This window comes from Kovacikia sp. CALU 1929, assembly GCF_056784235.1.
In genome coordinates this window covers 123700-147536 of the sequence record NZ_JBXBCF010000119.1, presented here as the reverse complement: position 1 = coordinate 147536, position 23837 = coordinate 123700, and the positions used below count along the sequence as shown (strand labels likewise).

The following is a 23837-nucleotide window of genomic DNA, read 5'->3' as shown; positions in this document are numbered from 1 at the left end:
CTACTAACCCTTTCCTAGCTTTGCCTTAAACTTGCTCCACCAAGTATACAGCCGCCCAAACTTGCTGCTGAGTATGGCAGAGAGTTGGGCTTCTGCCTGTAACCGTTGTTGCTCCGCTTGCTGGAGTTGTTGCTGGAATTGTTGAAGTTGTTGATGCGATTGCTGAAGTTGCTGCAAAGCCTCTGCCAGTCGGGAGTGGGTTTGGTGAACATCTTCCCGCAAATCAACAATATGCTGAAACAGGGTACTGATGTTTTGGGTATATAATTTGGGGTGGTTTTGGAACAAACGGGCGTAGTCTTCTACCCAGTTTTGGCGGTTCATGGAGTTACTTCTGGAAGTATTGATTTGCCGATAGAAGTACAGAGTTTCAGGAATGCGAATGACATCCCGACCCAGTTCAAGCAGAGAAAGCCAGAAGTCGTAGTCTTCCCAACCACGGTAGTTATCTTTGTAGCCTCCCACTTTCTCCCAGTCGGCTTTGCGGTAGAAGCTGGAGTTGAAGATCATGTTGCCCAGCAAAATACCTGGAAAGTTGAATCCAGGCAAATCAAATTTACCTGTCTTCTCACCAAAAAACTCAGCTTCACAGTAAACGATGCCGACATTGGGGTTTTCGTCCAGAATTTTGACTGCCTGTTCCAGGTAAGTGGGGGCGATGCGATCGTCTGCATCTAAGGGTAAGATATATTGCCCTCGTGCCTGCTGAATGCCCGTATTGCGGGCGGAAGCGGGACCATGATTTTCAGTGTGGAGGATGGAGACACCAGGTTTCTGGTAATCACACAAAATTTCGATGGTTTCTGCATCGGTAGAGCCATCGTTGATCACAATAATTTCAAAGCATTGGAAGGTTTGGGCAAGGACGCTCTCTATTGCTTCATCCAGATACTTGCCCTGGTTGTAGCAGGGCATGATCACGGAAACGATGGGTTCAGACTGGCTCATACATTACTCTTTTCTATTATCAAGTCAAGCGGGTCAATGGTAGGCTAGGGCAGATGTTTACCAAAGCCTCATCCTATGCAACAACAGGAATACCTTGCAAAGCTATATTCCAATCGGTTTAATCTGCAAGAACAGCAGGCTAAGGCAAAGCTTTGGAAGGTGTTAATTCAACAATTTCTCCAACCCTTCGTTGGTAAAGATGCTGTTGTTTTAGATATTGGGGGCGGTTACTGCGAATTTATCAATCAGGTGCAGGCACGGGAAAAGTATTTAATCGACCTGAACCCAGATGCGAAACACTTTGCTGATCCGGATGTGCAGGTGATGAATATTAATGTACTCGATTTTGAGCAACGAAAAGCTTTGTCTAAAACGTTCGATCGCATCTTTGTTTCCAACTTCTTTGAGCATTTACGCAGCAAAGAAGAACTGATTGAAGTGCTGGCATTTTGCTATAAACACCTCAATCCGGGAGGAAAGCTGTTAGTGATTCAACCAAACTTCAAGTATTCATTCAGGGAGTACTACGACTTCATTGACCACCACTTGCCAATCACCCATATCTCCCTGGAAGAAGTCTTAAAAACGATTGGCTTTAGAATTGATGTGATGATTCCCAGATTCCTGCCGTTTTCCACTAAGGGTCGCCCTTCATCTCCAGCTTTACTGAAGATCTATCTCAAGCTGCCAGTTGTTTGGAACATCCTGGGTGCCCAGTTGTTTACAGTCGCGTCTAAGCCAGCCTAGCAACCTGAGCGTGATAGATATCCCGCAAAATCGTATCCAGGTCGTATTCGTACTGCCAGTCAGGATAGTGGGACTCAAACTTGCGGACATCGGAAATGTACCAGATGTGATCACCGGAACGGTTGTTTTCCGCGTAGGAATACTGCAACTTTTTGCCTGCGAGAGATTCACAGATGGCGATCGCCTCCAGCATAGAGCAGTTGCTATGGCGCGAACCACCCATGTTATAGACCTCACCACTACGAGGGTTCTGGTAGAAGTGATAGAAAGCATTCACCAGGTCAAAACTATGAATGTTATCCCGTACCTGCTTTCCCTTGTAGCCAAAGATCGTGTAGGGTTCGGAGCAGATTGTGCAGCGCATCAGATAAGCCAGAAACCCGTGCAATTGTGCCCCGGAGTGAGCCGGTCCAGTGAGGCACCCACCCCGAAAACTGGCGGTTTTCATGCCAAAGTAGCGCCCATATTCTTGAACGAGTACATCGGCTGCCACCTTTGAGGCTCCAAACAGGGAGTGTTTGGAATGATCAATTGACATCGACTCATCAATCCCAACCCAGAAGGGGTGCTGGGGGTCAATTTCCCAACGAGTTTCCAGTTCTTGCAGGGGCAGGAAGTTGGGGGTGTCACCGTAAACTTTGTTGGTTGAGGTAAAGATAAAGACGGTTTCAGGACAATATTGACGAGTCGCTTCTAACAGCACCAGCGTTCCATTGGCGTTCACGGTGAAATCCATATGGGGGTCGCTGGCTGCCCAGTCATGGGACGGTTGAGCGGCAGTATGAATAATCAAATCAATGTCGCTGGAATAGTCCTTGAACAGGGTTTCAATTGCCTCGCGATCGCGAATATCCAGATCATGGTGGCAGTACTGGTCGCCGTATTTGTCCTTGAGTAAATCCCGATTCCATTGGGTTGAAGCTGATTCCCCGAAGAAGTGCGATCGCAGATCATTATCAATACCTACGACGTTAAACCCTTTGCGGGCAAAGAAATGAACCGCTTCTGAACCAATTAACCCTGCGGAACCTGTGACCAGTACAGTAGGCATTTGATTGAGCCATCCTCCGTTAAGTAATCAAACAGAAAAGCTACCAGAATGACAGCCAGAAGCACGACTGGAATGGAGCGGTTGAAGAATCCTCCAATTCAACCTTACCGGAAGCCAGGGAAGCATTACAGCCCATCCAACCACTACCGAACCAACTTCTTTACCCAAAAACTTTACAGTAAAACGGTTTTTAACGTTTCCTCATTCTCTACAATCCACTGATAAATTTCCTGCAAGGTTGTTTCAGGATCTTTAGTGGGTTTCCACCCCGTTTGTTGCATGACTTCAGAGGAATCGGTGATGAAAACGGGCATATCACCGGGGCGCTCCTCCAACACTGACCGGATTTCAATCCGCTTACCTGTAATGTCCTCGCAGAGGTGGGTGGTTTCCAGCAAAGACAGGCTATTCACGGTGCCGCCCCCGACATTTAACACCGCCCCATCCAGTTCAGAAAAATGCTCAAGCTGGTAGTCTACCAGTTGCAGCAGGTCATCCACATGCAACAGATCCCTGACCTGTTTACCGTTACCACCAAAACCTATGTAACTAAGCGGCTTACCAAAATAGTGGGCAGCGACCCAAAGGACAAACACCCCCTGGTCTACCTTGCCCATCTGCCAGGGACCCGTCAGCACACCACAGCGATTGACGATGGCTGGCAGCCTATAAGCATCCCGGTATTCTTCAATCAACAGTTCCGAAGCAAGTTTGGTAGTGCCGTAGAGGGAACGTGCCCCCTGCAAGCTAAACTGCTCTGAAATTCCCTGGGCGGATGCCCCTGGTATGGACTGATCGGCTGCGATTTCAAACCGAGTTGGAAGTTCCTTCAGATTCAGAGACTTGAGCGCCTGAATGGGATACACTCGGCTGGTAGAAAGAAACAGCAACCGTGCCCTGACTTGCCTTGCCAGTTCCAACAGATTGATGGTGCCCAGCAGATTAGTTTGCAGCACGTACTGGGGGGAACTAAAGCCTGCCAGTACAGAGGGTTCTGCCGAACAGTCCAGGATGGTATCGACCTCAAACGCCGAAGGGTCAAGATCCGAGGGCGATCGCACATCGCCATGCACAAACCGAATTCCTGATGACTTAAACCGGGGCAGATTCAGCTCCGATCCGCGCCGACGCAGATTATCCAAACAGGTAATCTCCCAGTCTGGATGGCGAGTTTTCAGGGCGATCGCCAGGGAACTGCCCACAAAACCAGCCCCACCAGGGATTAGTACTTTTTCAGGCATTCACTTTCTCGGCAACCCGGTTACGGCGGTGATAGTCTCCACGAGACAGATACTTCTCCAGCCACACATAAAGGACAATGAACAGGTAGCGGCTACCCATCTCCTTGATCTTTAACTTGGAGATTCCCGCCTTCCGGTTGTACCAGCGAATTGGCACCACTGCATAGCTAAAGCCCCGTACAATTGCCTTCAACGGAAGTTCTACGGTCAAATTGAAGTGATGGCTCAGGATAGGCTGAATTCCCTCAATCACCTCTCGCCGGTACAGCTTAAAGGCATTGGTCGTGTCGTTGTAGCGCAGACCAAATAGGGTTTTGACAAACCAGTTTGCCAATCGATTTATCAGCAGCTTATGAACTGGGTAATCAACCACTGCCCCGCCTTTAATGAAGCGGGAACCGAAGACACAGTCGAACCCTTCTAACAATTTGTAATACCCTTTTGCCAGGTCTTCCGGGTCATCAGAAGCGTCTGCCATGACGATCGCAACCGCATCCCCTTCAAAGTTCTCCAGCCCACAGCGCACGGCAAAACCGAACCCATTGGGTGGGGCATTTTGAATGTAGCGCACTGTTGGAAACGCAACTGTCAACCGCTGACAGATCAGCAGCGTGTCATCCGTACTGTTGTCATCAACAATCAACACCTCATGACGAATCCGCTCACGCTCCAAAACGCTGACTAACTGAGCAACCGTGTCATGCAGACAGCCCTGCTCATTGTGAGCAGGAATCACAATAGACAGCTTCATTTCTCCTCCACCGCACCATCCGGCTAAGTATACAACCTGAGATAGCGGATGTCATCAGAACCCATTATTCTCTACGGTCGCTTTGACAAGATTGCTTGTAGGTTCACAGGGTTGATTGGTTCGCCGATCATTTTCTGGGAAGGATATTGACGATTTTGGTGGGAATTTTCTTGATCTTTAAGGCAACTCTGGGAAGAGGATTACCCCCTCGGATCAGGTTAAGCAAAGGGGTTGCCCAGACTTTCATCTGGGGGCGTGCCAGGGGCATCATGTCGAGGTAGCGATCGCGGCGTTCGCGAGTCCACTTCGGTCGTCTGAGTCCCTGAGCCGTTAACTGCCAGGTTGCCAGATCCAGCATGAAGTAGGCATAGTGCCTGCCACCAATCAGTTGCAGGCTGTACTGTGCCTCAGGACCTTCGTAAACTCCTTCCTTTCCCTGGGGATGGTGGTTATAGTCATGGTTCTGATGAATCGCCACAACCTCGCCAGTGGCATCAATCAGTGGAATGCCCAGATTCAGCGCTTTATAAATCATCCAGTTGTCCCAGCAGGGACGACCAATCCCAAATGGGGGAATATCGGTGTAGGTGTCACGGGTAAACACAAAGTAATCCATGGCATGGGGACCGGCAAGCTCACCAAATTGGGCAGCGCGATCGCGCAAAGGGTTCTCCCATCCTTCGGTAAATGCAATCTGCTCAGTCACATCCAGGTTCAACCGTTGCCCCGTCAGCATAAACCGCTTAAACCGTATCTGCTGCACTGCCTGGATAAAGTCGCTCATCAAAATAATGTCTGAGTTGACATAAGTGAACAGGGGACCTTTGCCGACCTGCTGGGCAATTTCAAACAGAGATCTGACCAGCGGGGTACCGTATTGATTCCGTTGCACCTGTGGAATGTGGATCAGGTTAAACTCCCTGGCAACGTCAGCCGTCCCTGCGTCATCTCCCAGCAAAATCACTTCCGGTTGGGGACGCAGCATCAGCCAGCTTTGAATGGCATTGCGCTGAAGCGTGTCGATCAGTCCCTGAAAGCGCTTAGGAGTGGCAAAAATAGTCAACATTAGCAAGGTTTCTCTATCAAAAGAGGCTATTTCAGCCGGGGTTCAGGTACGTTGTTTGTGCAATATTGCCGCTTTTTTGCGATGCCTGATGTCCGCATCCAAACCCCAGGTATCAATGGGTAAGGTCAGAATATTTTTCTTATATAGAACCAGGGTATTCCAGAGATCAAAGGCAATACGATAATATTCAAAGTTCTTAGCCGGATTGACCTGATAAAAGTGCTCTAAATAAGCATTGATCATTTCTTCTTCAGGGATGCAGCGATCGCAATACTGCTTGTAGACCCGTTCAATTTCCGGCAAACCGCATTGTTGCCATTGGGCGATCGATTTCTGATTGTCGTAACTTCTAAATAAGCCGAATACATCATCAACAATCGTAAAATTGGCTCCAGCCTTTAAAAATCTGAGCCAGAGTTCGTAGTCCATTGCAAATCTAAAGCTGTCGTCAATGTAGCCTCCAGCTTTTTCATAAATACTGCTGCGCCAAAAGACACATTCTTGAAAAATATAGCAGCTTAGGTAAAGATCTGATTTTGAAAAAGGACGGGTAGGATAACAGAAGTGAAAGTAACCTTTCTCATCAATAAAATAGCGCTGTCCGCAGATCACATCCACTTCTGGATGGGACTGAAAATATTGCACAGCTTTGGAGACAACCGTTTTAGTGGCATAGCAATCGTCGGAATTAATATAAGCGAGAATCTCACCAGTACAGTGTTGAAATCCCCGATTGAGGGCATCTGCCTGCCCATCATCTTTTTCGCTAACAATTGTATCGATGTAGGAATGATAACGTTGTAAAATTTGTTGAGTGTCATCCCTGGAAGCCCCATCAAACACCATATATTCCAGATGAGGATAGTCCTGCCCCAGAACGCTCAGGATGGTTCTTTCAATAAACTCCCCCTGGTTGTATGACGGAGTAATGATACTGACCTTCGGGAGATTAGGATTGCTTTCCATTCTTCTCAAGCTTCAGGCGATCGACGCTTTCACGCATCTTGGTTAGCTCAGACACCACAAGATCAAGTTTTTCATCGGTACGGTCTTTCCGCAGTTGATCCATTAAACTGTGCATTTGAATAAATTGATCGGAGAACTGCTGCACCAGGCGATCGTGGGTGTCTACCTGACATTGAAGGATGCGTTGAATTTCTATGTACATTTCATGCTGAAGTTGGCGATAAAGGGGCCAAACTAGTAGCAGATAAATCCGTTTGAAGATGCCTCTAATTTTTTTCATTATTAAGCTGTTGACAGGCGGTACTGCAACGAAGGAAGCGATCGTTTTTTCTGAAGTGGTAAAGGTACCCTGAAAGTCGGTAGAACATTTTGTTCATAGGATTGATTCTCAGAAGCCAATTCACCCAAGAATACAAATTTCTAGCGGACAGACTCCCACTTCATTTCAAACTTTTGTAGTTTGGGATGGGAAACGACTAGATGCCAGATGACCGCCTGAAATGCCTCGGTTTGCGGGGTGACGGTTTCACTACGGAGTGGGGGAATAATCACACAGGCATCTGCGACCTGAGCCGTGTAGCCACCATCCCGACCGACGACACCAAACACTTTTGCCCCTACCTCTTTTGCATATTTTAGAGAGGAAACGATATTAACGCTGACATTTTTTTCGGCGTTGCCGCCTCCTACCGAAAATACAAAAATCCCATCTTTTTGGTTTAGATGGCTACCTTTAAGCCAGTTTACAAATGCAGTTTCCCAACCATCATCATTAATCCGAGCGGTTAGTTCAGAGACGTTGTCGGTAGGAGTGTAGGACTCAATGCCAGCAATTTTGCGAAAGTCGTTGACCGCATGGCTGGCATGTCCAGCACCGCCACCTACACCAATAAAGAAGAGCCGTCCACCGCCTTCCCGAATGGACGCAATCTCATCCACCATTTTCTCAATAATAGAAACATCAACCGCATCAATAATTGTTTTAGCGTCTACCAGAAATTCAGCCGTGTAACCCATCACAAAATCCTCCTTTACAAATCATTCAATCGCTTGGCAGCATTATCTTCACTGTTTCGGGCTGATTATCGGCTGAAGACAACCTGCTCATCCTCAAAATCAGATCAACCGCTTCTTTGATATCTTTTACAAGGTAATCTGACTCGGTGCCCGCGTTGTAGGTGCGATCGAGCAGAATGGTCTGACACTCTGCCCGTTTGCCTGCTGCCATGTCCTTCCAGGAATCGCCCACCATGAAAGAGCAATTTAAGTCTACCTTCCACTGGGCTGCCAGCGAAACCAGCATACCTTGCTTTGGTTTGCGACAGGTGCAGTGGTCACTGTTGTCATGGGGACAAACCCGCATGCCATCAATCGGAAGGGTGTAATAGATGGTGTGGGCAATTTGCTCAAGCACCAGAGGGTCAAGTTTGCCCCTGGCAATATCTGGCTGATTGGTGACGATGAAGACCAGAAAAGAAGCATCCTTTAGCCGTTTGACTGCCTCCAGAATTCCATCCGTCCAGACAAATTCTTCCAGGGCGCGGGGAGAAGCAGGTTGTCCCTGGCGAAAGACGACTTCATTCACAACGCCGTCTCGGTCTAGAAAGACAGCAGGACTGGCGTTAGACATGGGCAATGGCTCCCGATTTGGCAGACTGGTAGAGGGCGTTTAACATCCGCATGGCTGCTACTCCGTCTTCTGGGGTACCCAGGTAGGGAGCGTTGGTTTGCACAGCAGAAATAAAGTCTTTCCATTCCAGTTCCCAGGATTGATCTGGTTGGTCGAAGACTAATTCTTCCATGTCGGGCACTCCTCCCTCTGGCTTACGTTGGGCAATGATTAGCCGTTCTAACCCGTAGCTTTTTCCCAATCCCTCAATGGTAAGGGAACCTTTCTGACCGTATAGCTCTAAGGAGAACAGGTTTTTCCATTGTGTCCAACTGGTGTGAAAGCTGGCGATCGCGCCATTAGCAAAGCGGAACAGCCCAAAACCATTGTCTTCTAAAGGCTGAATGGGCCAGACTGCTGTTTGCAAGTAGGCAAAGGATTCGGTGGGTAAGCCTGCAAACCAATGAATTAGATCTGCAATGTGAACCCCTTGATCGGTCAACTCACCACCACCTGCCAATTCTGGGTTGCCTCGCCACTCCTTTTCATAGCCCGGTCTGCCGCCATGACCGTAGCGAGCACGAATGTTAATCAGGTCGCCAATGGTGCCTGTCTGGTAAAGTTGGAAGGCTTTAGCAATTGCTGGATGGTAACGATGGTTGAACCCAATTTTGAGGATTTTTTGGGCAACCTTAGCCGCTTCCGCCATTTTTAAAGCTTCAAATAGGTTACGCCCCATTGGTTTTTCAATCAGAACGTGTTTGCCAGCCTGAAGAGCGGCGATCGCGATTTCTGCCAGCAGTCCATTGTGCGTAGCAACCACAACGGCATCGATTTCAGGGTTGGCGATCGCAACCCGCCAATCGGTTGCTGCTTGACCGTTATATGCCTTCGCCAGTTCTTCTGCCGCTGTGGCATTTACATCAACTGCGATCGTCAGTTCCGAACTGGGATGTTCAGCAGCAAATTGTGCCCGTCGTCTGCCAATCAATCCGCACCCAATGACCGCAACTTTCATTTCCCACATCCCCTCGATTTTGGATTTCAGATTCTAGATCAGAACATTTTTGGTCCTCTAAGGTCTGTTCCTGTTCCGCTGCTCGTATCCCTGCACCTTTATCCTTATCTACCTACTGCCAATCCATCCCTCGTTCCTTCGGCAAAATACGGCGGAGGGTAAAGATATCGGTACTTTTCAGTTCTTCCAAGTGGTTTGTCCACTCCTTCCAGCCATCGTAGGGAGCAGCGACAAATTTTCCGGTAATCCCTTGGGTTTGGTCTGAGATTAGGAAGGCAGCTGCCGTGCCACCAACTGAGGCAGGAACTCCTCCTTTTTCAATCTGTGTCTTTGTGTTTTCCAAAAACTTTTCGCCTGCAAGATTAGCCCCTGCCTCCAGGGTTTGCTGGTGCAGGCGAGTGATCACAAATCCTGGAGCAATGCAGTTAATTCCAATATTAAAGGGTGCCATTTCCTGCGCGACGGTTTCAGTAAACCGGACGACGCCTATCTTGCCACAGGCGTAAGCTGTGTAATTGGGAAAGGGAGTTGCAGCCCCACCACCCGAAAACAGGGCAATTCGACCACCACCATTTTTTTTCAGGCGAAGGCAGCTTTGACGGGTGACTAGAAAGGAGCCAAACAGATTGATCCGAATGGCATCAAACCATGCGTCGGGGTCAACATCGGTGATGTTGCCAATGGGGCCGTAAATGCCAGCCGAGTGAATTACCGCATTCAATGGCCCAAAGTGAGATTCCACCTTGTCTAAAACAGACTCTACCGCGTCTAGTTGAGTCACATCGGCGGAGATGCCAATTACCTGCCCCTGCCCCTGTGCCTTTAATTGCTCTACAGCGTGATTGATATCATCCTGATTACGGGCGCAGATAACGACTCGTCCATTTGCCTGGAGACAGGCTTCGGCAGCCGCGTAGCCAATGCCCATGCTGCCACCCGTAACCAGGATATTTTTGTTTGACAAATCGATCGCAAGCTCAGACACGCTAACCTCCCATGCGCCTTCAACCCAATCATCAAATTTTGCAAGGCAAGCACAGCCTACCTTATAAAAGCGAACCCGTCTATCCGTTCTCGTTACTGCGTCCGATGCTCAAGACCCTGAAGCCTAAGGATCTAATTTCTTCAAACCGATCGAATAGAAAGTTTTTCGTATCAAAGAAGGTGTTACCTGCCATTTGGGTCCGTATTTCACTGAAGTCAAGGGTCTTAAATTCAGTCCATTCCGTCAGCAATACAACCAAATCTGCGTTTTTCACTGCCTCGTTGGCAGTTTCAAAGACCTGAAGCTGATCAGGAATTTGCACTTCGCTCCAATCGGCTTTGGGGTCATATGCCTGAATGGAAACCCCTTTAGCAATCAAGTCCCCGGCGACTTCCAGGGGTAAACTGCGCCGCAGAGTACTGGTGCCTGGTTTGTAGGTCATGCCCAACAGTGTCACCGTTTTTCCTTGCAAGTTGCCCAGGGCAGCTTCTGCTACAGTGCTAACAATTTTGACCCGCTCTTTGTTGTAACGCCAGATGCTACCAAAGATGGGAGCCGGATTGCCACTATGCTGATTAATGCTTTCCAGGACTTGCAGATCACGCCCCAGTGTGCCTCCTGAAAACCCAATGCCGGGGCTGAGGTAAGCCCGCTTACCAATCCGGGGGTCATACTTCATCGCGGTTGCGACCTGGGTAAAGTCTGCACCTACAGCCGCGCAGAGGTCAGCCCATTGATTAGACAGGGTAATGGATGCTGCCAGAAAAGAGTTGATGCCGTGTTTGGTCATTTCGGCACTAGGCAGGTTCATAAATAGGCATTCTGCCTGCATAGGGGTAAATAGCTTGGAGATCGCCTCACCTGCTTTTGTATCATCTGCCCCAATGACAATGTGCCCTGGATTCAAATAGCAGTTGATGGCTTCTCCCAACCGGAGGTTTTCAGGCGAATAGACTAGTTCCAAAGACGGATCAAATTCCTTCAGTCGCAAGCGAAACTGTCTGGCACTCCCCGCTGGAAGTTGGGCACTAATCACCAGGATTGTGCCGCTTGAGAGGTGGGGACCAATTTTGGCGATCGCCTGCTCCAGCACCGTCAAATCCGACGTGTCATCTTCCCGCACAGGCGTATCGTATGCCAGAAATACATAGCGGCAGCTTGAGAGCATGGCTGGATCAGTAGAATAAGCCAGCGTTCCCTGCTCTAACCCCGCCTGAATGGTTTCCTGCAAATCTGGCTCATAAATAGGAGGTTGACTATTTGCCAAATTGGCAATCAGCGTTTCATCAAAATCGATCCCCTGTACCGTTCGCCCCAGCTTTGACCATGCGGCTGAGATAACACATCCCAGATGCCATAGCCCAACGATGCCAATTTTCTCGCTTGCAGACATGATATAACCTCAGGACATTGCAACTCAATCCAAAGTAATCACGGTTAGTATGACTGCTTTTCGCTCATCTCGTAACTAAATCCCTGGAGTGGAACATGAGCGCATCATTACTTGCCACATCTGCCACGACTTTTGAACCTTCCGGTTCAATCGTGTAGTGCAGGCGAGGCATCTTTTGGGACTCCATAAAATGCTCCAGACGCTTGTGGTCTTTGTTGCAGTACAGCATCAAAAAGCCACCCCCACCGGCACCAATAATCTTTCCACCCAGCACGTTGTAGTTCTGACGGGCTTCGTCGTAAATATGGTCAACTTTGGTCAGGCTGATCCGGGAAGACATTTGTTTCTTGAAGCGCCAGTGCTCATCCAGCATCCGACCCCAGGCATCAAAGTCTTCCGACTCGATCGCTCTTAAAATCCGATAGCCCAAGTCTTTGATTTGATGCAGGCTATTAGAAACCACATCGTGCTTTGGCACCTCGGTAGATTGCATGGCTGTGTTCTGCTCCGATAAGACCTCTACCGCATCCCTGCGAAAACCCGTGTAGTAGATATGGGTGTTGGCAACCAGTTCGGCGATCGAACTGCTGCCCATTCTGACGGGCTTGACTTTAACAGAGCCACCGGAATCAATTTCCAGTACTGTTAGCCCACCAAATGCTGCCATGTACTGATCTTGCTTGCCAATTCCCTTTTTCAAGATATCTAGCTCAATATGGCACGCCTCTTCTGCTAGATCTTGCAAGGAAATATAGTCTCGTCGATAGTGGTGAAGGGCGGTCAGTAAACCGATGAGATAGCAGCTAGACGAACCCACCCCGGTACCAGCGGGCAAATCTGCCATTGAGGAAATTTCCATTTTTTCCTCAATCCCGTGATAGCGTAGAGCTTCCCTTGCCAGCTCATGCTGCAATTCAGACACATGAAATACCGTTTCGCTCTGGGTATAATGCAGCCGAATCATGGTGTCGATTGTGGGTGGGTTAATCATCACATACATGAACTTGTTGATGCCCATCGCAAAGATAAACCCACCATGCTTTTCGTAGTAGGAAGGCAGGTCAGTTCCACCGCCGCCCAACGTGACTCTAAATGGTGTACGTGTGATGATCATGCCAGTTTCACTTGCTCCGACTCAATGATGGACATTGCTTTGGCGTAGCTCTCAGGGGTATCTAAACCCAAACAATAGCCATCAATCAGATGACCTTGCAGATAATACCCTTCAGCCAGCAGTTTGGGGAATAGATCGCGGGCAAAGTCATAGAACGTCTGGGCTGGAATCAAGGGCAAGACTTCAGGCTCCAAGAGGTAAACAGCCGCGTTGATCAAACTAGAGACGGGAGTTTCTCCGGCTCCCGTTTCTACGAAATCTGTAATTCGATTCCGCTCATTCATCACGACCCGACCACCCGCGATCGCTGTATGGGGGTGAGTATTCTGATCAAAGAGCGCGATCGTGGCGATCGCGCCAGAGTTGCGGTGATCTGCCAGCATTTTGGTCAAATCAAACCGTACCAAGCTGTCGCCGTATACCACCAACGCCTTTCCAGTCCAGTGTTGCTCCAAATTCTTATACGCCCCAGCCGTACCCAGGATTTCTGGTTCTAGGGAATAGGACACCTGTAAACCAACCCCTGCCCCAGTCGCGATCGCCCTTTGGATATCCTCCGGGCGGTAGTGAAGATTAATCCACACCTTTTCCACTCCGGCACTGGCTAGCCAACTTAAGTTGCGCTCTAGAATACTGCGATTCTGAACCGACAATAGCGGCTTGGGCAACCCTCCAGACACCAATTGGATGCGGGTACTTTTGCCTGCCGCTAAAACTAAAACGCCCACTCCCTCACGCACTGAAATCACAATCCTAAACCTTACCGATTTCTAGCTGTTGCCATCACAATTAAGGAGGTTCCCACAGGTAAGGGAATTCCTGCTTCAATAGACAACAATAACTTGAGCACCCTACCGACCAAAGAGTTTTTACCAGATTCTCCAACGGGATAAGGTTTTCGCAACCAGCAACTGTATACCAGGGCAATGGGAATCAGAATAGCTGCAAAGTAACGACATTTCTTAACATCAAAGAATTGGCGTAGCCTATGGGTTAAATTGCGTTGATTGTACCGTCGGTAATGACCTAGCTGCTCATCGTGATAGCCAAATAGCCATTGGAGCGCTGGCACCGAAACGCAAATAATTCCATCTGGCTTCAACAACTCTGCCAGCTTTCCCATGGCAGCTAAATCATCGTCAATATGTTCTAAAACATCGTTAGAGACAATAACATCGTAATAGCCTTTAGGAGCCGAAAAGCTTTGGATACTGCTCTTAGAAACGCTTAGATTGTGAATCTGATTTTCTAGCTTTAATTGGTTAGAAATCTGAACTGCTTCGTCGTCCACATCAATTGCATCTACTTGCCAGGTAGGGTTATGCGCCAGCAAAATATTCATCTCTCCAGAACCACAGCCAGCATTCAAAACCCTTAGGTTGTTACGCTGGGGCAGCCAGTCCATCACAATCCTATATTTTGCTAAAGCATATTGGTCACTTGAACGCACCAAGTAGTCCGCGTGCTTATAATCCTTATTTTCTTGGGCTTCAATCATACTGGAATAGTTTCGACTTCTGAATCTTTTAATGTGTACTCAGGTATTTGCGACTCACTTATCATTTACCAGCGTCAAGCCAAGGCATAGATTCAAGCTTACGATTGGTATCATAAGTGGGAAAAATTGGCGATGAACAATAGAAAATCGACTGCTTAATTCTGAAAGGATTTCGTGGGGTAGATTGATGTGTTCACAGGCAATAAACCAATCATAGGGTTGCTTGTAGCGCTTCTCAAAAATCCGTTGAGCAGAAATTCGGCGGGCAAGCGTATAAGCAAGCCCTCCTTCACATGGAATCACAACAGATAGCAATCCACCCGGTTTCAAAACTCGCTGAATCTCATCGAGTGCCCGTGGGAGGTCGGGCAAATGTTCAAGCACATGAATCGCCAGAACACGATCAAAGTAGCCATCGGAGATATCACTTTTTTTTTGACAATCTCCCACAATCACTTTGATTGCAGGATGAGCTGCCTGAATTGCCTCTGCCATTTCTGACCTTAATTCCAGAGCAACATACTCCTGCGTAGCCAGGTTTTCATAGTAAGCATGCTCTCCCCGTCCCGCTCCTATTTCTAGGGTTTTGAGGATTTTCTCCGGCGTATGAGATCGCAAGGGGTAGCCATGATTAAACTTTTCAACAGCGCCATATCGCTTGGGTAAAACTTGATGCCAGTAGTTTACAAAATCCTCGCGAATATGCCGCTGCTCTTCAGTGAGATGCGGCAAGGTTTTGGGAAATTTAGTTGCTACCTGGTTCATTAGCTGAAGAATTTTGATGAGGTTATTGGAAGTAATCGATGGAGATGACAGTCATAACGATTCAAAGCAACGCCAATTCAAATCGGCGAAGTGGTTAAAACATGCTCTTGAATGAAAGCGATCGAGTGTTGCAATCCTTCTTCTAGAGACACTTTGGGTCGCCAACCTAATGCTTTTGCCGCTGTAATATCGGCTAGGGTAATATCAGCTTCACCTGGAAGATCAGGTTTATAAATAGGTTCAATACTAGTTTGAAGTAGTCTAGATGTCACTTCAAGGATTTCCCGCACAGAGTAACTTTCACCGCTCCCCAGGTTGTAGACGTTGCCATCAGTTCTAGAATCATCTAAGCATTGCAGATGAAAATCGTTAACATCATCTACATAAATAAAGTCTCGTCGTTTTTCTCCCGTCCCATAGATGGTTGGCTGCTTACCCTGCAACAGGTTGATGATAAAAGCACTCATCACGGGAGGAATCGTGCGTCGGTAGTCCTGCCGAGGACCATAGACGCAGAAGTAGCGCAGGGCCGTGGTGCGTAACCCGTAGAATCGCTGGTATGCTTCAGCAAACGCCATTCCTGCCAGCTTACTGACTGCATAGAAGCTTTGAGGATATACCTCACTCTCAGGAGTTGGCATTTTGTCTGACCCTTCATATAGGGCAGAGGATTCGGCATAAATGACTTTCCCTACATCTCCTCGACGGGCTGCCTCAAACACATTAACGGTACCCGTGACATTGATGTCACTGGTTTCTAATGGGTCATTTTGGCAATCTGCAATACAATTCTTAGCCGCCAGATGATAAACGCCATCGACTTGCTTAAATAGTGGATAAATTTCCGGCGATCGAATATCTAGTTGGTGAAATTCAACCCCTTCTGGAACTTGCTCAATCACCCCATAAGCAAGATTATCAATCCCAATCACCCGAAATCCTTCAGTCAGTAAGCGATCAGCTAAATTACTGCCGATAAATCCAGCCACGCCCGTAATCAGAACAGTCCGTTTTGTCATGGTTCAAAGCTCAATCTGGAATCCTGCTTTACAGGCATCGTCATAGAACATTTGCACGGTTTCACGAGAAAGATGGTCTAAATTTTTCCCATTAAGCGCTAGCTTTTTTAACACATCGTTGGTTGCAGTTATAATATCGCAGCCACACGCTTCAGCCTGATAAACGTTGAGCACTTCTCTAGGGCTTGCCCAGAGCAACTCCGCCTTGGATTCGATCTTGAGCATTTGGGCAGCGGCTGTCATCAGCGGTACTGGGTCTATGCCAGTATCAGCAATTCTTCCAGCAAACACAGAGACAACTGCTGGAATCATGGGACTAAGAACCCGGTTCACGGTTTGCACCTGCTCTAGCGTCAGGATTGCAGTGACGTTAAGCTTAATACCCTCGCCCACTAGGCCCTTGATCAAAGGAATAGAGGACTCACCCTTAGTATTAGTGATAGGGATTTTGACATAGACATTTTCGCCCCAAGTATTAATCCGAAGTGCTTGCCGATACATGGTTTCAAAGTCATCAGCAAAAACCTCGAAGGAGATCGGGCGATCGGGAATCAGCTCCAGCACTTCCCTCGCAAAGGACTCATAGTCAATCACCCCCGCCCTTCGCATCAGTGTTGGGTTTGTGGTAAATCCTTGGACAATCCCGCCTTGGTAGGCAGCTAACATATCATCCAGGTTGGCACCATCAGCAAAGAGCTTAACTTTAAACATGCAACTTCTTTGTCATTCAGTCTGGATACTCAGCAAGCTACCAGGATTGGTTCTCAATGTCTAGCAATTTTGAGCTAAACCAACCTAAATCATGGTGGATAGTTGCGTTAAACCCGCCCGTACAGCTTGCGGAGTCGTTAAATCCTAAATTCTACAGCAGCCCTCAAATCAATTCTTTCTCACAATCTAGAAGTAGGCTCGCTAAGCCATCTTGCAAAAGCTTTTATTGGTACAAATGCATTGAAATGAGAATTACTTACCCACTTGTGGTAGTCTTTATGCTGGCTAATTATAGTAGCTACTATTAAAGCTGCTGTTAGCTACATTAAACTTCTCGCTAAAAGATGGACTAAAATTTTTGACTTTGGTTGCTATTTTCGTTGAATTTATTGGTGAGAACTATAATTCATCTGGAAATCTGGCTGCTTAATGAAAGAGTGGGGGTGCTGTTATCTAAGACGAAGGTGATTCTTCAGGGCTTCCAAAATTCAAATTGAGCTACTATAACACTATTATTTCGTGTTTAAAGCATGGATTAAAGTCTCCTGAGAGCAATCTTGGCGATCATTGAGGAGCAAGCTCTCGGTTCAAAATATGGCTAGTGGTGTGTGGTTAAGGGAGTAAGATGTCGATGACTGTAAACTCAGAGTTAAGCTTGAGCATTATTATTCCAGCCTATAAGGAAACCCGCAAAATAATGCAGGATATCCAGGCAGCTTCTGATTTTTTATTTTCAAAAGGAATTTCGGGGGAAATTTTAGTGGTGGACGATGGTTCACCTGATGACACCTTTGAAGTGGCTAAAGCAATGGAGTCCGAGTTTCCGTACCTTAAAGTCTTGGGTTACAAACAAAACCGGGGCAAAGGATATGCTCTGCGATACGGGATTGCCCAATCGCGAGGTAGGAATGTTATGTTTGCTGACGCAGGACTATGCGTTCCTTACGAAATAGCGGCTATTGGCTTAACTATGCTGGATTTGGAAATGTGCGATGTTGCGATCGGCTCACGTCGCATGAGAGGGAGTATCCGCAGAAAACAGCCCCTCTATCGTCGTATCGGCTCTAAGTTTTACAGTGTTTTGATCCACACCCTTATGGGTCTGCCTCTATACATTTCAGACACCCAATGTGGCTTCAAGCTTTATAAAGGTGACGTAGCACGTCACCTTTATGCGTCTACCTTCACTGATGGCTTTATGTTTGATATCGAAGTCATTTTGAGGGCGCTGATGAACGGTTATCAAGTTCTGGAGTTTCCGGTACTCTGGAGTAATGATGCCGATAGCCGATTCAACCCCCTGACTGGATCATGGCGGCTTCTGAAAGATTTAGCAGTCATTCGATTTCGGCTTTTTCTAGAGAGATTTAAAGCGCACCAAAAATATTCGCTCCCTGCCCCAGATACTAAGCCCAGGGTCGTAAAGAGAGAGAAAGAAGAAGCTCGTCTGTAGCTATCCTTTAAGGTAACTATGTCGCAAGGAGAATCTGGGTTGCTAGCTTTTGGACTGTCAATTCTCTTATTCACTTTCTGGATTGTAATTGGTTACGCTGTTGTTACAGCATTGCATAAGCAAAGCAGCCCATTACAAAGCATTCTGCTTTCCCCAGTAGTTGGACTAGCTGTTACTATTCTGCCTGTATTCTGGCTCAATCGACTGGGTATTCCAGTCATGAGTTTTGGCAAATTGTTGGCATTAGTCCTTCTGTTAGCTGGCATTGCCTTAATTTGGAAGTTTCGTCCCAAGATTCCCTGGCGCGACTATCTTCCCTTTACTGGTATTTTTTTGTTGGCTCTAGTGCTGACAGGTCGCCCAATGCTGGAGTTTGGGTTTGACTGGGTAAGCTACGCTAACGATGATATGGCCAATTACTGTCTTGGAGCCGATCGCTTTCTCAACCACGGATTCTTTGATCTTCCCAATTCAGATAATTTGCTCAAGGGGAAAGACTACTCCCTGTTCTACTGGTTTATGCACGCGCCAGGTGGAGTGCGTCCTGGTAGTGAATTGATATTAGCCTGGGTATGTAGTTTAACGGGTTTGACTGCGCATCAGATTTTCATGCCCACCATTCTCGCTTTTCATCTGACTTTAATAAGTACAGCAGGAGCACTAATTTATCAATCTAGAGCATTCTATTCGGCAACAATTCTCACCTGTCTGTTGCTTTCCCTGTCTGCTTTAAACAGTCTTGGTACACTCTATCAATTAATCGCTCAAGTAAGCGGGTTGAGCCTTTTGATAGGGTGTGTAGCTTTGCTGCCTTGCCTGCTTAAAAAAGCAGAAATTGAGATAGCGGAAAACCAGTTGATTTTGCAGTGTCTTCTGTTTAGTATGATTCTTGCCGGAACACTAGTCTTTTATCCGGAAGTTTCTCCTTTCCTATTTCTGACTGCATTATGTTGTTTTCTGGTTTATCTGATTCAAGGTCAGTTAGCCTGGAAAAAATGTCTGATTGTGCTTGGACTGGTAGCGCTATTACAGATTATCTTTCTCAGATTTTATCTTTTTAATTCAGTATCCTTTCTTTTCGACCAAACAAGCGGAGGGTTCAATAATACGGCACAGGAACGTTCTTTTTTCGTGTTTCCATACTACCTAGTTCCTAGTGGTTTAGCAAATTTATGGGGGATGCAAAGCATCATAGCTCCATCAGGTGAACCCTGGCTATCAATTAGTATCTTGTTGGGAACTTTTTTGCTTATTGTTGTTGTAGCTGCCAGCATTTTGCTAGTTCGTCTGGCTCACCCTGCAACTTTGATGACAAGTGTGATGCTGATTTTAGGAGCACTTCTGTTTGTTCGACAGAGCGATTTTGGCTTATTCAAACTATCTATGTTTATCCAGCCATTCATGATGGGCAGTCTAGTCGTTTGGTGGCTAGGTACGGTCAAACAGCCTGTTTTACGAATTAGCCCGCTTCTGTTGATTGGTTTGATGAATTTACCAACTCAACAACTGAGTTACACAGAGGCAAGTCGAGGTATGTCAGCTGGAGGGCTGGTCGAAGTCTCTAATGGATCAGCTTTACGCATCAATACTACCTTTCAAAAACTGGTTAGTGGTTTTTCGACCAACAACTTGATAATTGATACTTCTAATATTGTTTTAGCAAAGTTTCAAGCTTTGTACACAAAGCCTATTCCAACAGCTTTTTTGAGCAGGGATTTCTTCAGCCAGATTGCCTCTCTTGGTTATACAAAATACCCAGGTCACTCTAGAATGATCTCGGCTCATTCTCTGGCTCTCTTAAAGGATTTGGATAAATTTACTCTTAAAGAAAAGTTTGATATGCATGAGCAGTCTGGCTTACTGAAGAACGATTTTGTTAATCCCTCTCCAGTTTGGGTTAATTCAACCCCAGGCAAACAAACTGGGCATCTGGTTACAGCAGGAGGTAAGCAGGATATATTCAACCGAAAATACTCCGTTGTATCTTCTAGATCTAACCTTTTTGAAACTAAGCCTTTAGAACAGGTTCGGAACCATATTATCTTCAAACATTCTCAACTTGGTCAGCACTATTACTTAGGTGAGAATAGCAGGATTTCCTTATACCAGCTTGAACGCGATTGGTTCTTTCCTCAAGAAACAATGGCAGGGGTTGGGCGTTACTTCTTGCTGCAAGCGCTTAATCCGACTCCCAATGTGCGGCTTGTCCTTAGCATGACTACCAGTTTGAAGGGCGATCGCGAAAATAAACTTCCCCCTGCTGAAGCGATTGGCAATGAACGGAAAAGTTTCGGACTGATTGGTCGAGGTTCAGCCCGTGTTTTTTCTGCTCCACTCTCCCCACAGGTGATCTCCGGTGATTCCTACTTGGGTATTGATATGAGAGTTGATGGAAATTTCTTCAGTAAGAGCCGAACTGGATTGATGAATCTTTACGGCAAAGATGTCATGCTTGATGGGCGTAAACTGGTTGGCTTCGGGCGAGAAATTTCTCTGATTTCAGAGGAAGAATATGCCAATCTAGACGCACCGGAACAACTCAACACGTTTCCTTCTGATCTGGCTAACCCGGATCTGGAATACTCTGGCATTTATGAGGATGGGTGGGTTTCTGAAGCTGCCTTTGTGAACCTGAAACAACCGCCCTCTAGTTCAAAGTTAACTGTTAAGGGCGTAGTGCCGCAGCTTGAGGGAAAAACATTTACCTCTGAGCTAGCCATTTTGGTTGATGGGAAGGAAGTCAGCAGGCAAACCCTACAACCAGGAGAGTTTGATATTCAATTAGATACACCACAGGAGCGAACCAGAAGGCGAGTTGATTTACGATTCTCTAACTTTCAGCATTTACCTAATTCAGATAATAGACCTGTGGCAGCCAAGCTAAAGTCAGTTGGGTTTACAAAGTAAAGGTTAAGTGGACCGCAGCCGACCTAACTCTCCCATCAATTGTTGAATCACCGCCTGCTTTTCCACAATTTCAATTTCTCGCTCCTGGGCAACCCTGGCTAGTAACTCGATTTGAACCTCTTTTTCTTGAAGCTGCTCTAGCTGTGCTTTTAGACGACTAACTTCTTCTATTAGCTGGTTGATTTTGTCTTCTCTCAGATTGATCTGCTCTTCTCGCTCTTGAGTAATACCTGCCAGTAGCTGAATTTGTGCCTCTTTTTCCTGAAGATGCCGGTCTTTTTCCTGAAGCTGAATCAGCAATATATCGTAATCCCTGGACTTGTCAAAGATCGATAACCAATCGACGGATGTTTGATGGGCATAATGTTGCACTGTTGCTTGAATCGTAGAGGGATAAAAGAGAACCACATCATTCAATACCATCACTTCATGGACAGAACTCAACAAGTAAAGCTTTCTAAGAATGGCATCGAAGTTGGGCCACTGGCTGATTTCATGGGGGTAGGGGGGCGGACAGAGAAACAGGCGGGCATCATCAATCAAAATCACGCTATCAGAGTTCAGATGTTGAATGGCATCTAATTCTTGCAGAATCGGGCATTGAGACATTTGTCCCGCTGTGTGTTTAGCCAAACACCAGTGAGCATCTAGCCAGTAGAGAACAGATTGATCGGCAAGGGATGGTTGGAGCGATCGCAACTCATCTTCAGAGCGCCCTAAATAGATCTGAACATGGGGAGTTGCCTGAAACCGCTCCACCGCTTTTGCATAATATTCTTCTGCCAATTCAATGCTGTGAATCACCTCAAACAGTGGCTTCACTTGCTCCACGGTGGCACCTTCAAACGTGCCTGTTTCCACGAAATAGTGGAGAGGAAGGATTTGCTTCAGGGTTTTTACTAACTGCAAATCAATCGAAAACGTGACCGCGCCCATACATCAACCTTTTGCCGAAAGACGTTGAATTTCTGCCTGCAACTGCTTTACCTCTGAATCCAAAACATGAATCACCTGGAGGCGTTCTTCTGCGGTCTGGTTCAGGGTATGAATCAACTCTAAGCGCTCCTCACAAGCGGCTTGAAGCATTTGGTTTTGATTAGTTAAATACTCTAGATCCTGGCAAATAAAGCGATCGCCTGTAGTCAGCGTTTGATAGCTAGACAGGGGAATAAACAATGAGTCACAAAACGCAATTTGACCAGACTGAGTGTAATGAACGTTGTAGATTCCACTCCAATAGTAGTCATGAGAATCCATAAAGCTCAGGATTTCATAATAGGAATCCTGAGCTTTGTATAGAGGCACAAAAATGAACTCGACCAGCAAGATTGGGGCGTATTGCTGGATGGTTTTTACCGCACCCTGTAACACCTTCAGGTCATTACCCTGAGTATCAATTTTAACCAGATCAATTCTATCAGAAATTTTTGACTGCTGGATATAGGTATCAAGCGTTTGAGTGAGAACCCTGGTTTTATTTGTGAATGGCTGATTTGGCACCAATAAGCTATTAGTGGCAGCATCATCCATTAAATAAAAATCAAGCTGTTGCTGTTGGTTGCTTAAGGCACTATCTACAACCTGGATCTCCGGGTTATTTCTAAAGCGTTGCTTGAGGAGTTCATTGTTGAGAGGAGTTGGCTCAAAGAGAAGGGCTTTTGTCCGTGAAAAATCGGCCAGAATTGTCGCCGTAAAGTCACCTCTAAATGCCCCCACGTCAATCACAAACAAGTCATCACGGGCAAAGATTGTGCTGAGTAGCTGGATTAAAGAGCTAGTTTTACGCACCAATGGTCCGCTTGCTAGAGATTGACACAACTGGACAGATGCGGAGAACAATCTAGTTTGGCAAGGTCCATAGAAGAAAATATTGCCCCAACTACGGCTTCCTAGCCCAGCCAGAGAGGAGAACAGGTAGGTCGGTGATTGATTATCTTCTCGGCTTATAACGATAAATTGCTCAAACCCTCTTTCCTTTAGCAGTTCCACGATCGCCTCAGGAGGTGAAGGGCTGGGTCCCAGGTTATGGTGGTTACACCAAAACTCAACGCTGATGACTGCACATTCTAACTGGGTTGCCCCTCGTATCACTTCTAAATCGTGCCCTTCTGTATCAATTTTAAGGTAGTCAATGTGACGCGGCAGTTCTCCTTGGGCGACCAGATCATCCAGGCTAATCGTTTGAATTGGTACGGTTTCACCTTTCTGGTGATAGGGGTCTAAGCCAATCTTTTCCAGACTGTGATAGTACTCATGCAATGTCTGATCCAGGTTGAGCGCCAGGTGCAAATCTTTAACACCAGAGTGACTGCTAACGGCTTCCGGACGAATGACGAGATTGGGGCGATGGCCCACTTTACGTGTCAGGATTTCCCGGTTTACGGCGATCGGCTCAAAGGCATAAGCTTTCCATCCTGCCTCCAAAAAAGGAAGCATCATTTCGCCATGATGTGCTCCTACATCAACCATCACGCCTGCTGCAAGCGAAGCCGCCATCAGTTGATGAAGTTGAATTTCCTCAGACTGTAAGTTGGATACTGAATTTTCAAGGCTCACAGTGACCGTGCTCTCCTCGCCATAAATGAAGCAACCCAA

Annotated in this window: 23 protein-coding genes; 3 read left to right on the top strand and 20 right to left on the bottom strand. The window is 46.8% G+C overall.

Annotated elements, in window-relative coordinates; all coding sequences use genetic code 11:
• Nucleotides 1-3 precede the first annotated feature (3 nt).
• On the bottom strand, nucleotides 4-948 hold the full coding sequence (locus AC1S52_RS33145) for a glycosyltransferase family 2 protein (RefSeq protein WP_482033325.1): 945 nt from the start codon (nucleotides 946-948) through the stop codon (nucleotides 4-6).
• A gap of 75 nt (nucleotides 949-1023) precedes the next feature.
• On the opposite strand from AC1S52_RS33145, the gene AC1S52_RS33140 reads away from it, so the two are divergent.
• The gene (locus AC1S52_RS33140) at nucleotides 1024-1695 is read left to right on the top strand and encodes a class I SAM-dependent methyltransferase (RefSeq protein ID WP_482033324.1); all 672 of its coding nucleotides are present in this window, start codon (nucleotides 1024-1026) and stop codon (nucleotides 1693-1695) included.
• On the opposite strand, the gene AC1S52_RS33135 is transcribed toward AC1S52_RS33140, so the two are convergent.
• From AC1S52_RS33135 to AC1S52_RS33055, 17 genes are all read right to left on the bottom strand, one after another.
• Complete coding sequence (locus AC1S52_RS33135) at nucleotides 1682-2746, bottom strand: NAD-dependent epimerase/dehydratase family protein (protein ID WP_482033323.1); 1065 nt, start codon at nucleotides 2744-2746, stop codon at nucleotides 1682-1684. The two genes, AC1S52_RS33140 and AC1S52_RS33135, sit on opposite strands and share 14 nt — an antisense overlap.
• Before the next feature lie 173 nt (nucleotides 2747-2919).
• The gene (locus AC1S52_RS33130; RefSeq protein ID WP_482033322.1) at nucleotides 2920-3987 is read right to left on the bottom strand and encodes an NAD-dependent epimerase/dehydratase family protein; all 1068 of its coding nucleotides are present in this window, start codon (nucleotides 3985-3987) and stop codon (nucleotides 2920-2922) included.
• Nucleotides 3980-4738 (bottom strand): glycosyltransferase family 2 protein, encoded by a 759-nt coding sequence (locus tag AC1S52_RS33125; protein ID WP_482033321.1) that lies wholly within the window; start codon nucleotides 4736-4738, stop codon nucleotides 3980-3982. Before AC1S52_RS33125 ends, AC1S52_RS33130 begins: the two co-directional genes overlap by 8 nt.
• A gap of 127 nt (nucleotides 4739-4865) precedes the next feature.
• A complete protein-coding gene (locus tag AC1S52_RS33120; RefSeq protein ID WP_482033320.1) occupies nucleotides 4866-5804 on the bottom strand; it encodes a hypothetical protein in 939 nt (312 codons plus the stop codon).
• Nucleotides 5805-5846: 42 nt separating this feature from the next.
• Nucleotides 5847-6770: a glycosyltransferase family 2 protein gene (locus AC1S52_RS33115; protein ID WP_482033319.1), complete on the bottom strand. Its 924-nt coding sequence runs from the start codon at nucleotides 6768-6770 to the stop codon at nucleotides 5847-5849.
• The gene (locus tag AC1S52_RS33110; RefSeq protein WP_482033318.1) at nucleotides 6754-7050 is read right to left on the bottom strand and encodes a hypothetical protein; all 297 of its coding nucleotides are present in this window, start codon (nucleotides 7048-7050) and stop codon (nucleotides 6754-6756) included. Before AC1S52_RS33110 ends, AC1S52_RS33115 begins: the two co-directional genes overlap by 17 nt.
• A gap of 140 nt (nucleotides 7051-7190) precedes the next feature.
• Nucleotides 7191-7787, bottom strand: a complete 597-nt coding sequence (locus AC1S52_RS33105) for an SIS domain-containing protein (RefSeq protein WP_482033317.1) — start codon at nucleotides 7785-7787, stop codon at nucleotides 7191-7193.
• 25 nt (nucleotides 7788-7812) lie between these two features.
• Nucleotides 7813-8400, bottom strand: a complete 588-nt coding sequence (locus AC1S52_RS33100) for a D-glycero-alpha-D-manno-heptose-1,7-bisphosphate 7-phosphatase (RefSeq protein ID WP_482033316.1) — start codon at nucleotides 8398-8400, stop codon at nucleotides 7813-7815.
• Nucleotides 8393-9397 carry a Gfo/Idh/MocA family protein gene (locus AC1S52_RS33095; RefSeq protein WP_482033315.1) on the bottom strand — a complete coding sequence of 335 codons (1005 nt, stop codon included), beginning with the start codon at nucleotides 9395-9397 and terminating at the stop codon, nucleotides 8393-8395. The genes AC1S52_RS33100 and AC1S52_RS33095 overlap by 8 nt, the downstream gene beginning before the upstream one ends.
• Before the next feature lie 112 nt (nucleotides 9398-9509).
• Entirely contained in the window at nucleotides 9510-10382 is an 873-nt protein-coding gene (locus AC1S52_RS33090) for an SDR family NAD(P)-dependent oxidoreductase (protein ID WP_482033314.1), read from the bottom strand.
• 79 nt (nucleotides 10383-10461) lie between these two features.
• Entirely contained in the window at nucleotides 10462-11775 is a 1314-nt protein-coding gene (locus AC1S52_RS33085; protein ID WP_482033313.1) for a UDP-glucose dehydrogenase family protein, read from the bottom strand.
• A gap of 64 nt (nucleotides 11776-11839) precedes the next feature.
• Nucleotides 11840-12889, bottom strand: coding sequence for a GHMP family kinase ATP-binding protein (locus AC1S52_RS33080; RefSeq protein ID WP_482033312.1), 1050 nt, complete (start codon nucleotides 12887-12889; stop codon nucleotides 11840-11842).
• Nucleotides 12886-13638 carry a nucleotidyltransferase family protein gene (locus tag AC1S52_RS33075; protein WP_482033311.1) on the bottom strand — a complete coding sequence of 251 codons (753 nt, stop codon included), beginning with the start codon at nucleotides 13636-13638 and terminating at the stop codon, nucleotides 12886-12888. Before AC1S52_RS33075 ends, AC1S52_RS33080 begins: the two co-directional genes overlap by 4 nt.
• 11 nt (nucleotides 13639-13649) lie before the next feature.
• Complete coding sequence (locus AC1S52_RS33070; protein WP_482033310.1) at nucleotides 13650-14339, bottom strand: class I SAM-dependent methyltransferase; 690 nt, start codon at nucleotides 14337-14339, stop codon at nucleotides 13650-13652.
• A gap of 102 nt (nucleotides 14340-14441) precedes the next feature.
• On the bottom strand, nucleotides 14442-15152 hold the full coding sequence (locus AC1S52_RS33065; protein WP_482033309.1) for a class I SAM-dependent methyltransferase: 711 nt from the start codon (nucleotides 15150-15152) through the stop codon (nucleotides 14442-14444).
• A 77-nt stretch (nucleotides 15153-15229) separates the two neighbouring features.
• Nucleotides 15230-16171 carry an NAD-dependent epimerase/dehydratase family protein gene (locus AC1S52_RS33060; protein WP_482033308.1) on the bottom strand — a complete coding sequence of 314 codons (942 nt, stop codon included), beginning with the start codon at nucleotides 16169-16171 and terminating at the stop codon, nucleotides 15230-15232.
• Nucleotides 16172-16174: 3 nt separating this feature from the next.
• The gene (locus tag AC1S52_RS33055) at nucleotides 16175-16882 is read right to left on the bottom strand and encodes a transaldolase (RefSeq protein ID WP_482033307.1); all 708 of its coding nucleotides are present in this window, start codon (nucleotides 16880-16882) and stop codon (nucleotides 16175-16177) included.
• 631 nt (nucleotides 16883-17513) lie between these two features.
• Here AC1S52_RS33055 and AC1S52_RS33050 point away from each other — a divergent pair.
• Both AC1S52_RS33050 and AC1S52_RS33045 read left to right on the top strand, forming a co-directional pair.
• Complete coding sequence (locus AC1S52_RS33050; RefSeq protein ID WP_482033306.1) at nucleotides 17514-18335, top strand: glycosyltransferase; 822 nt, start codon at nucleotides 17514-17516, stop codon at nucleotides 18333-18335.
• A gap of 363 nt (nucleotides 18336-18698) precedes the next feature.
• Nucleotides 18699-21242, top strand: a complete 2544-nt coding sequence (locus AC1S52_RS33045; protein ID WP_482033305.1) for a hypothetical protein — start codon at nucleotides 18699-18701, stop codon at nucleotides 21240-21242.
• Nucleotides 21243-21245: 3 nt separating this feature from the next.
• Here the strand turns inward: AC1S52_RS33045 and AC1S52_RS33040 are convergent, their stop codons facing one another.
• Both AC1S52_RS33040 and AC1S52_RS33035 read right to left on the bottom strand, forming a co-directional pair.
• Nucleotides 21246-22178: a class I SAM-dependent methyltransferase gene (locus AC1S52_RS33040; protein ID WP_482033304.1), complete on the bottom strand. Its 933-nt coding sequence runs from the start codon at nucleotides 22176-22178 to the stop codon at nucleotides 21246-21248.
• Between the two features lie 3 nt (nucleotides 22179-22181).
• A complete protein-coding gene (locus tag AC1S52_RS33035) occupies nucleotides 22182-23798 on the bottom strand; it encodes an FkbM family methyltransferase (protein WP_482033303.1) in 1617 nt (538 codons plus the stop codon).
• Nucleotides 23799-23837 lie beyond the last annotated feature (39 nt).

What these genes read in the sequence shown, in the direction of transcription:
- AC1S52_RS33085 (WP_482033313.1), bottom strand. Translation starts at nt 11,775, where the DNA reads ATGTCTGCAAGCGAGAAAATTGGCATCGTTGGGCTATGGCATCTGGGA.
- AC1S52_RS33040 (WP_482033304.1), bottom strand. Translation starts at nt 22,178, where the DNA reads ATGGGCGCGGTCACGTTTTCGATTGATTTGCAGTTAGTAAAAACCCTG.
- AC1S52_RS33055 (WP_482033307.1), bottom strand. Translation starts at nt 16,882, where the DNA reads ATGTTTAAAGTTAAGCTCTTTGCTGATGGTGCCAACCTGGATGATATG.
- AC1S52_RS33110 (WP_482033318.1), bottom strand. Translation starts at nt 7,050, where the DNA reads ATGAAAAAAATTAGAGGCATCTTCAAACGGATTTATCTGCTACTAGTT.
- AC1S52_RS33135 (WP_482033323.1), bottom strand. Translation starts at nt 2,746, where the DNA reads ATGCCTACTGTACTGGTCACAGGTTCCGCAGGGTTAATTGGTTCAGAA.
- AC1S52_RS33065 (WP_482033309.1), bottom strand. Translation starts at nt 15,152, where the DNA reads ATGAACCAGGTAGCAACTAAATTTCCCAAAACCTTGCCGCATCTCACT.
- AC1S52_RS33060 (WP_482033308.1), bottom strand. Translation starts at nt 16,171, where the DNA reads ATGACAAAACGGACTGTTCTGATTACGGGCGTGGCTGGATTTATCGGC.
- AC1S52_RS33080 (WP_482033312.1), bottom strand. Translation starts at nt 12,889, where the DNA reads ATGATCATCACACGTACACCATTTAGAGTCACGTTGGGCGGCGGTGGA.
- AC1S52_RS33050 (WP_482033306.1), top strand. Translation starts at nt 17,514, where the DNA reads ATGACTGTAAACTCAGAGTTAAGCTTGAGCATTATTATTCCAGCCTAT.
- AC1S52_RS33130 (WP_482033322.1), bottom strand. Translation starts at nt 3,987, where the DNA reads ATGCCTGAAAAAGTACTAATCCCTGGTGGGGCTGGTTTTGTGGGCAGT.
- AC1S52_RS33140 (WP_482033324.1), top strand. Translation starts at nt 1,024, where the DNA reads ATGCAACAACAGGAATACCTTGCAAAGCTATATTCCAATCGGTTTAAT.
- AC1S52_RS33045 (WP_482033305.1), top strand. Translation starts at nt 18,699, where the DNA reads ATGCTGGAGTTTGGGTTTGACTGGGTAAGCTACGCTAACGATGATATG.
- AC1S52_RS33125 (WP_482033321.1), bottom strand. Translation starts at nt 4,738, where the DNA reads ATGAAGCTGTCTATTGTGATTCCTGCTCACAATGAGCAGGGCTGTCTG.
- AC1S52_RS33100 (WP_482033316.1), bottom strand. Translation starts at nt 8,400, where the DNA reads ATGTCTAACGCCAGTCCTGCTGTCTTTCTAGACCGAGACGGCGTTGTG.
- AC1S52_RS33095 (WP_482033315.1), bottom strand. Translation starts at nt 9,397, where the DNA reads ATGAAAGTTGCGGTCATTGGGTGCGGATTGATTGGCAGACGACGGGCA.
- AC1S52_RS33120 (WP_482033320.1), bottom strand. Translation starts at nt 5,804, where the DNA reads ATGTTGACTATTTTTGCCACTCCTAAGCGCTTTCAGGGACTGATCGAC.
- AC1S52_RS33145 (WP_482033325.1), bottom strand. Translation starts at nt 948, where the DNA reads ATGAGCCAGTCTGAACCCATCGTTTCCGTGATCATGCCCTGCTACAAC.
- AC1S52_RS33115 (WP_482033319.1), bottom strand. Translation starts at nt 6,770, where the DNA reads ATGGAAAGCAATCCTAATCTCCCGAAGGTCAGTATCATTACTCCGTCA.
- AC1S52_RS33105 (WP_482033317.1), bottom strand. Translation starts at nt 7,787, where the DNA reads ATGGGTTACACGGCTGAATTTCTGGTAGACGCTAAAACAATTATTGAT.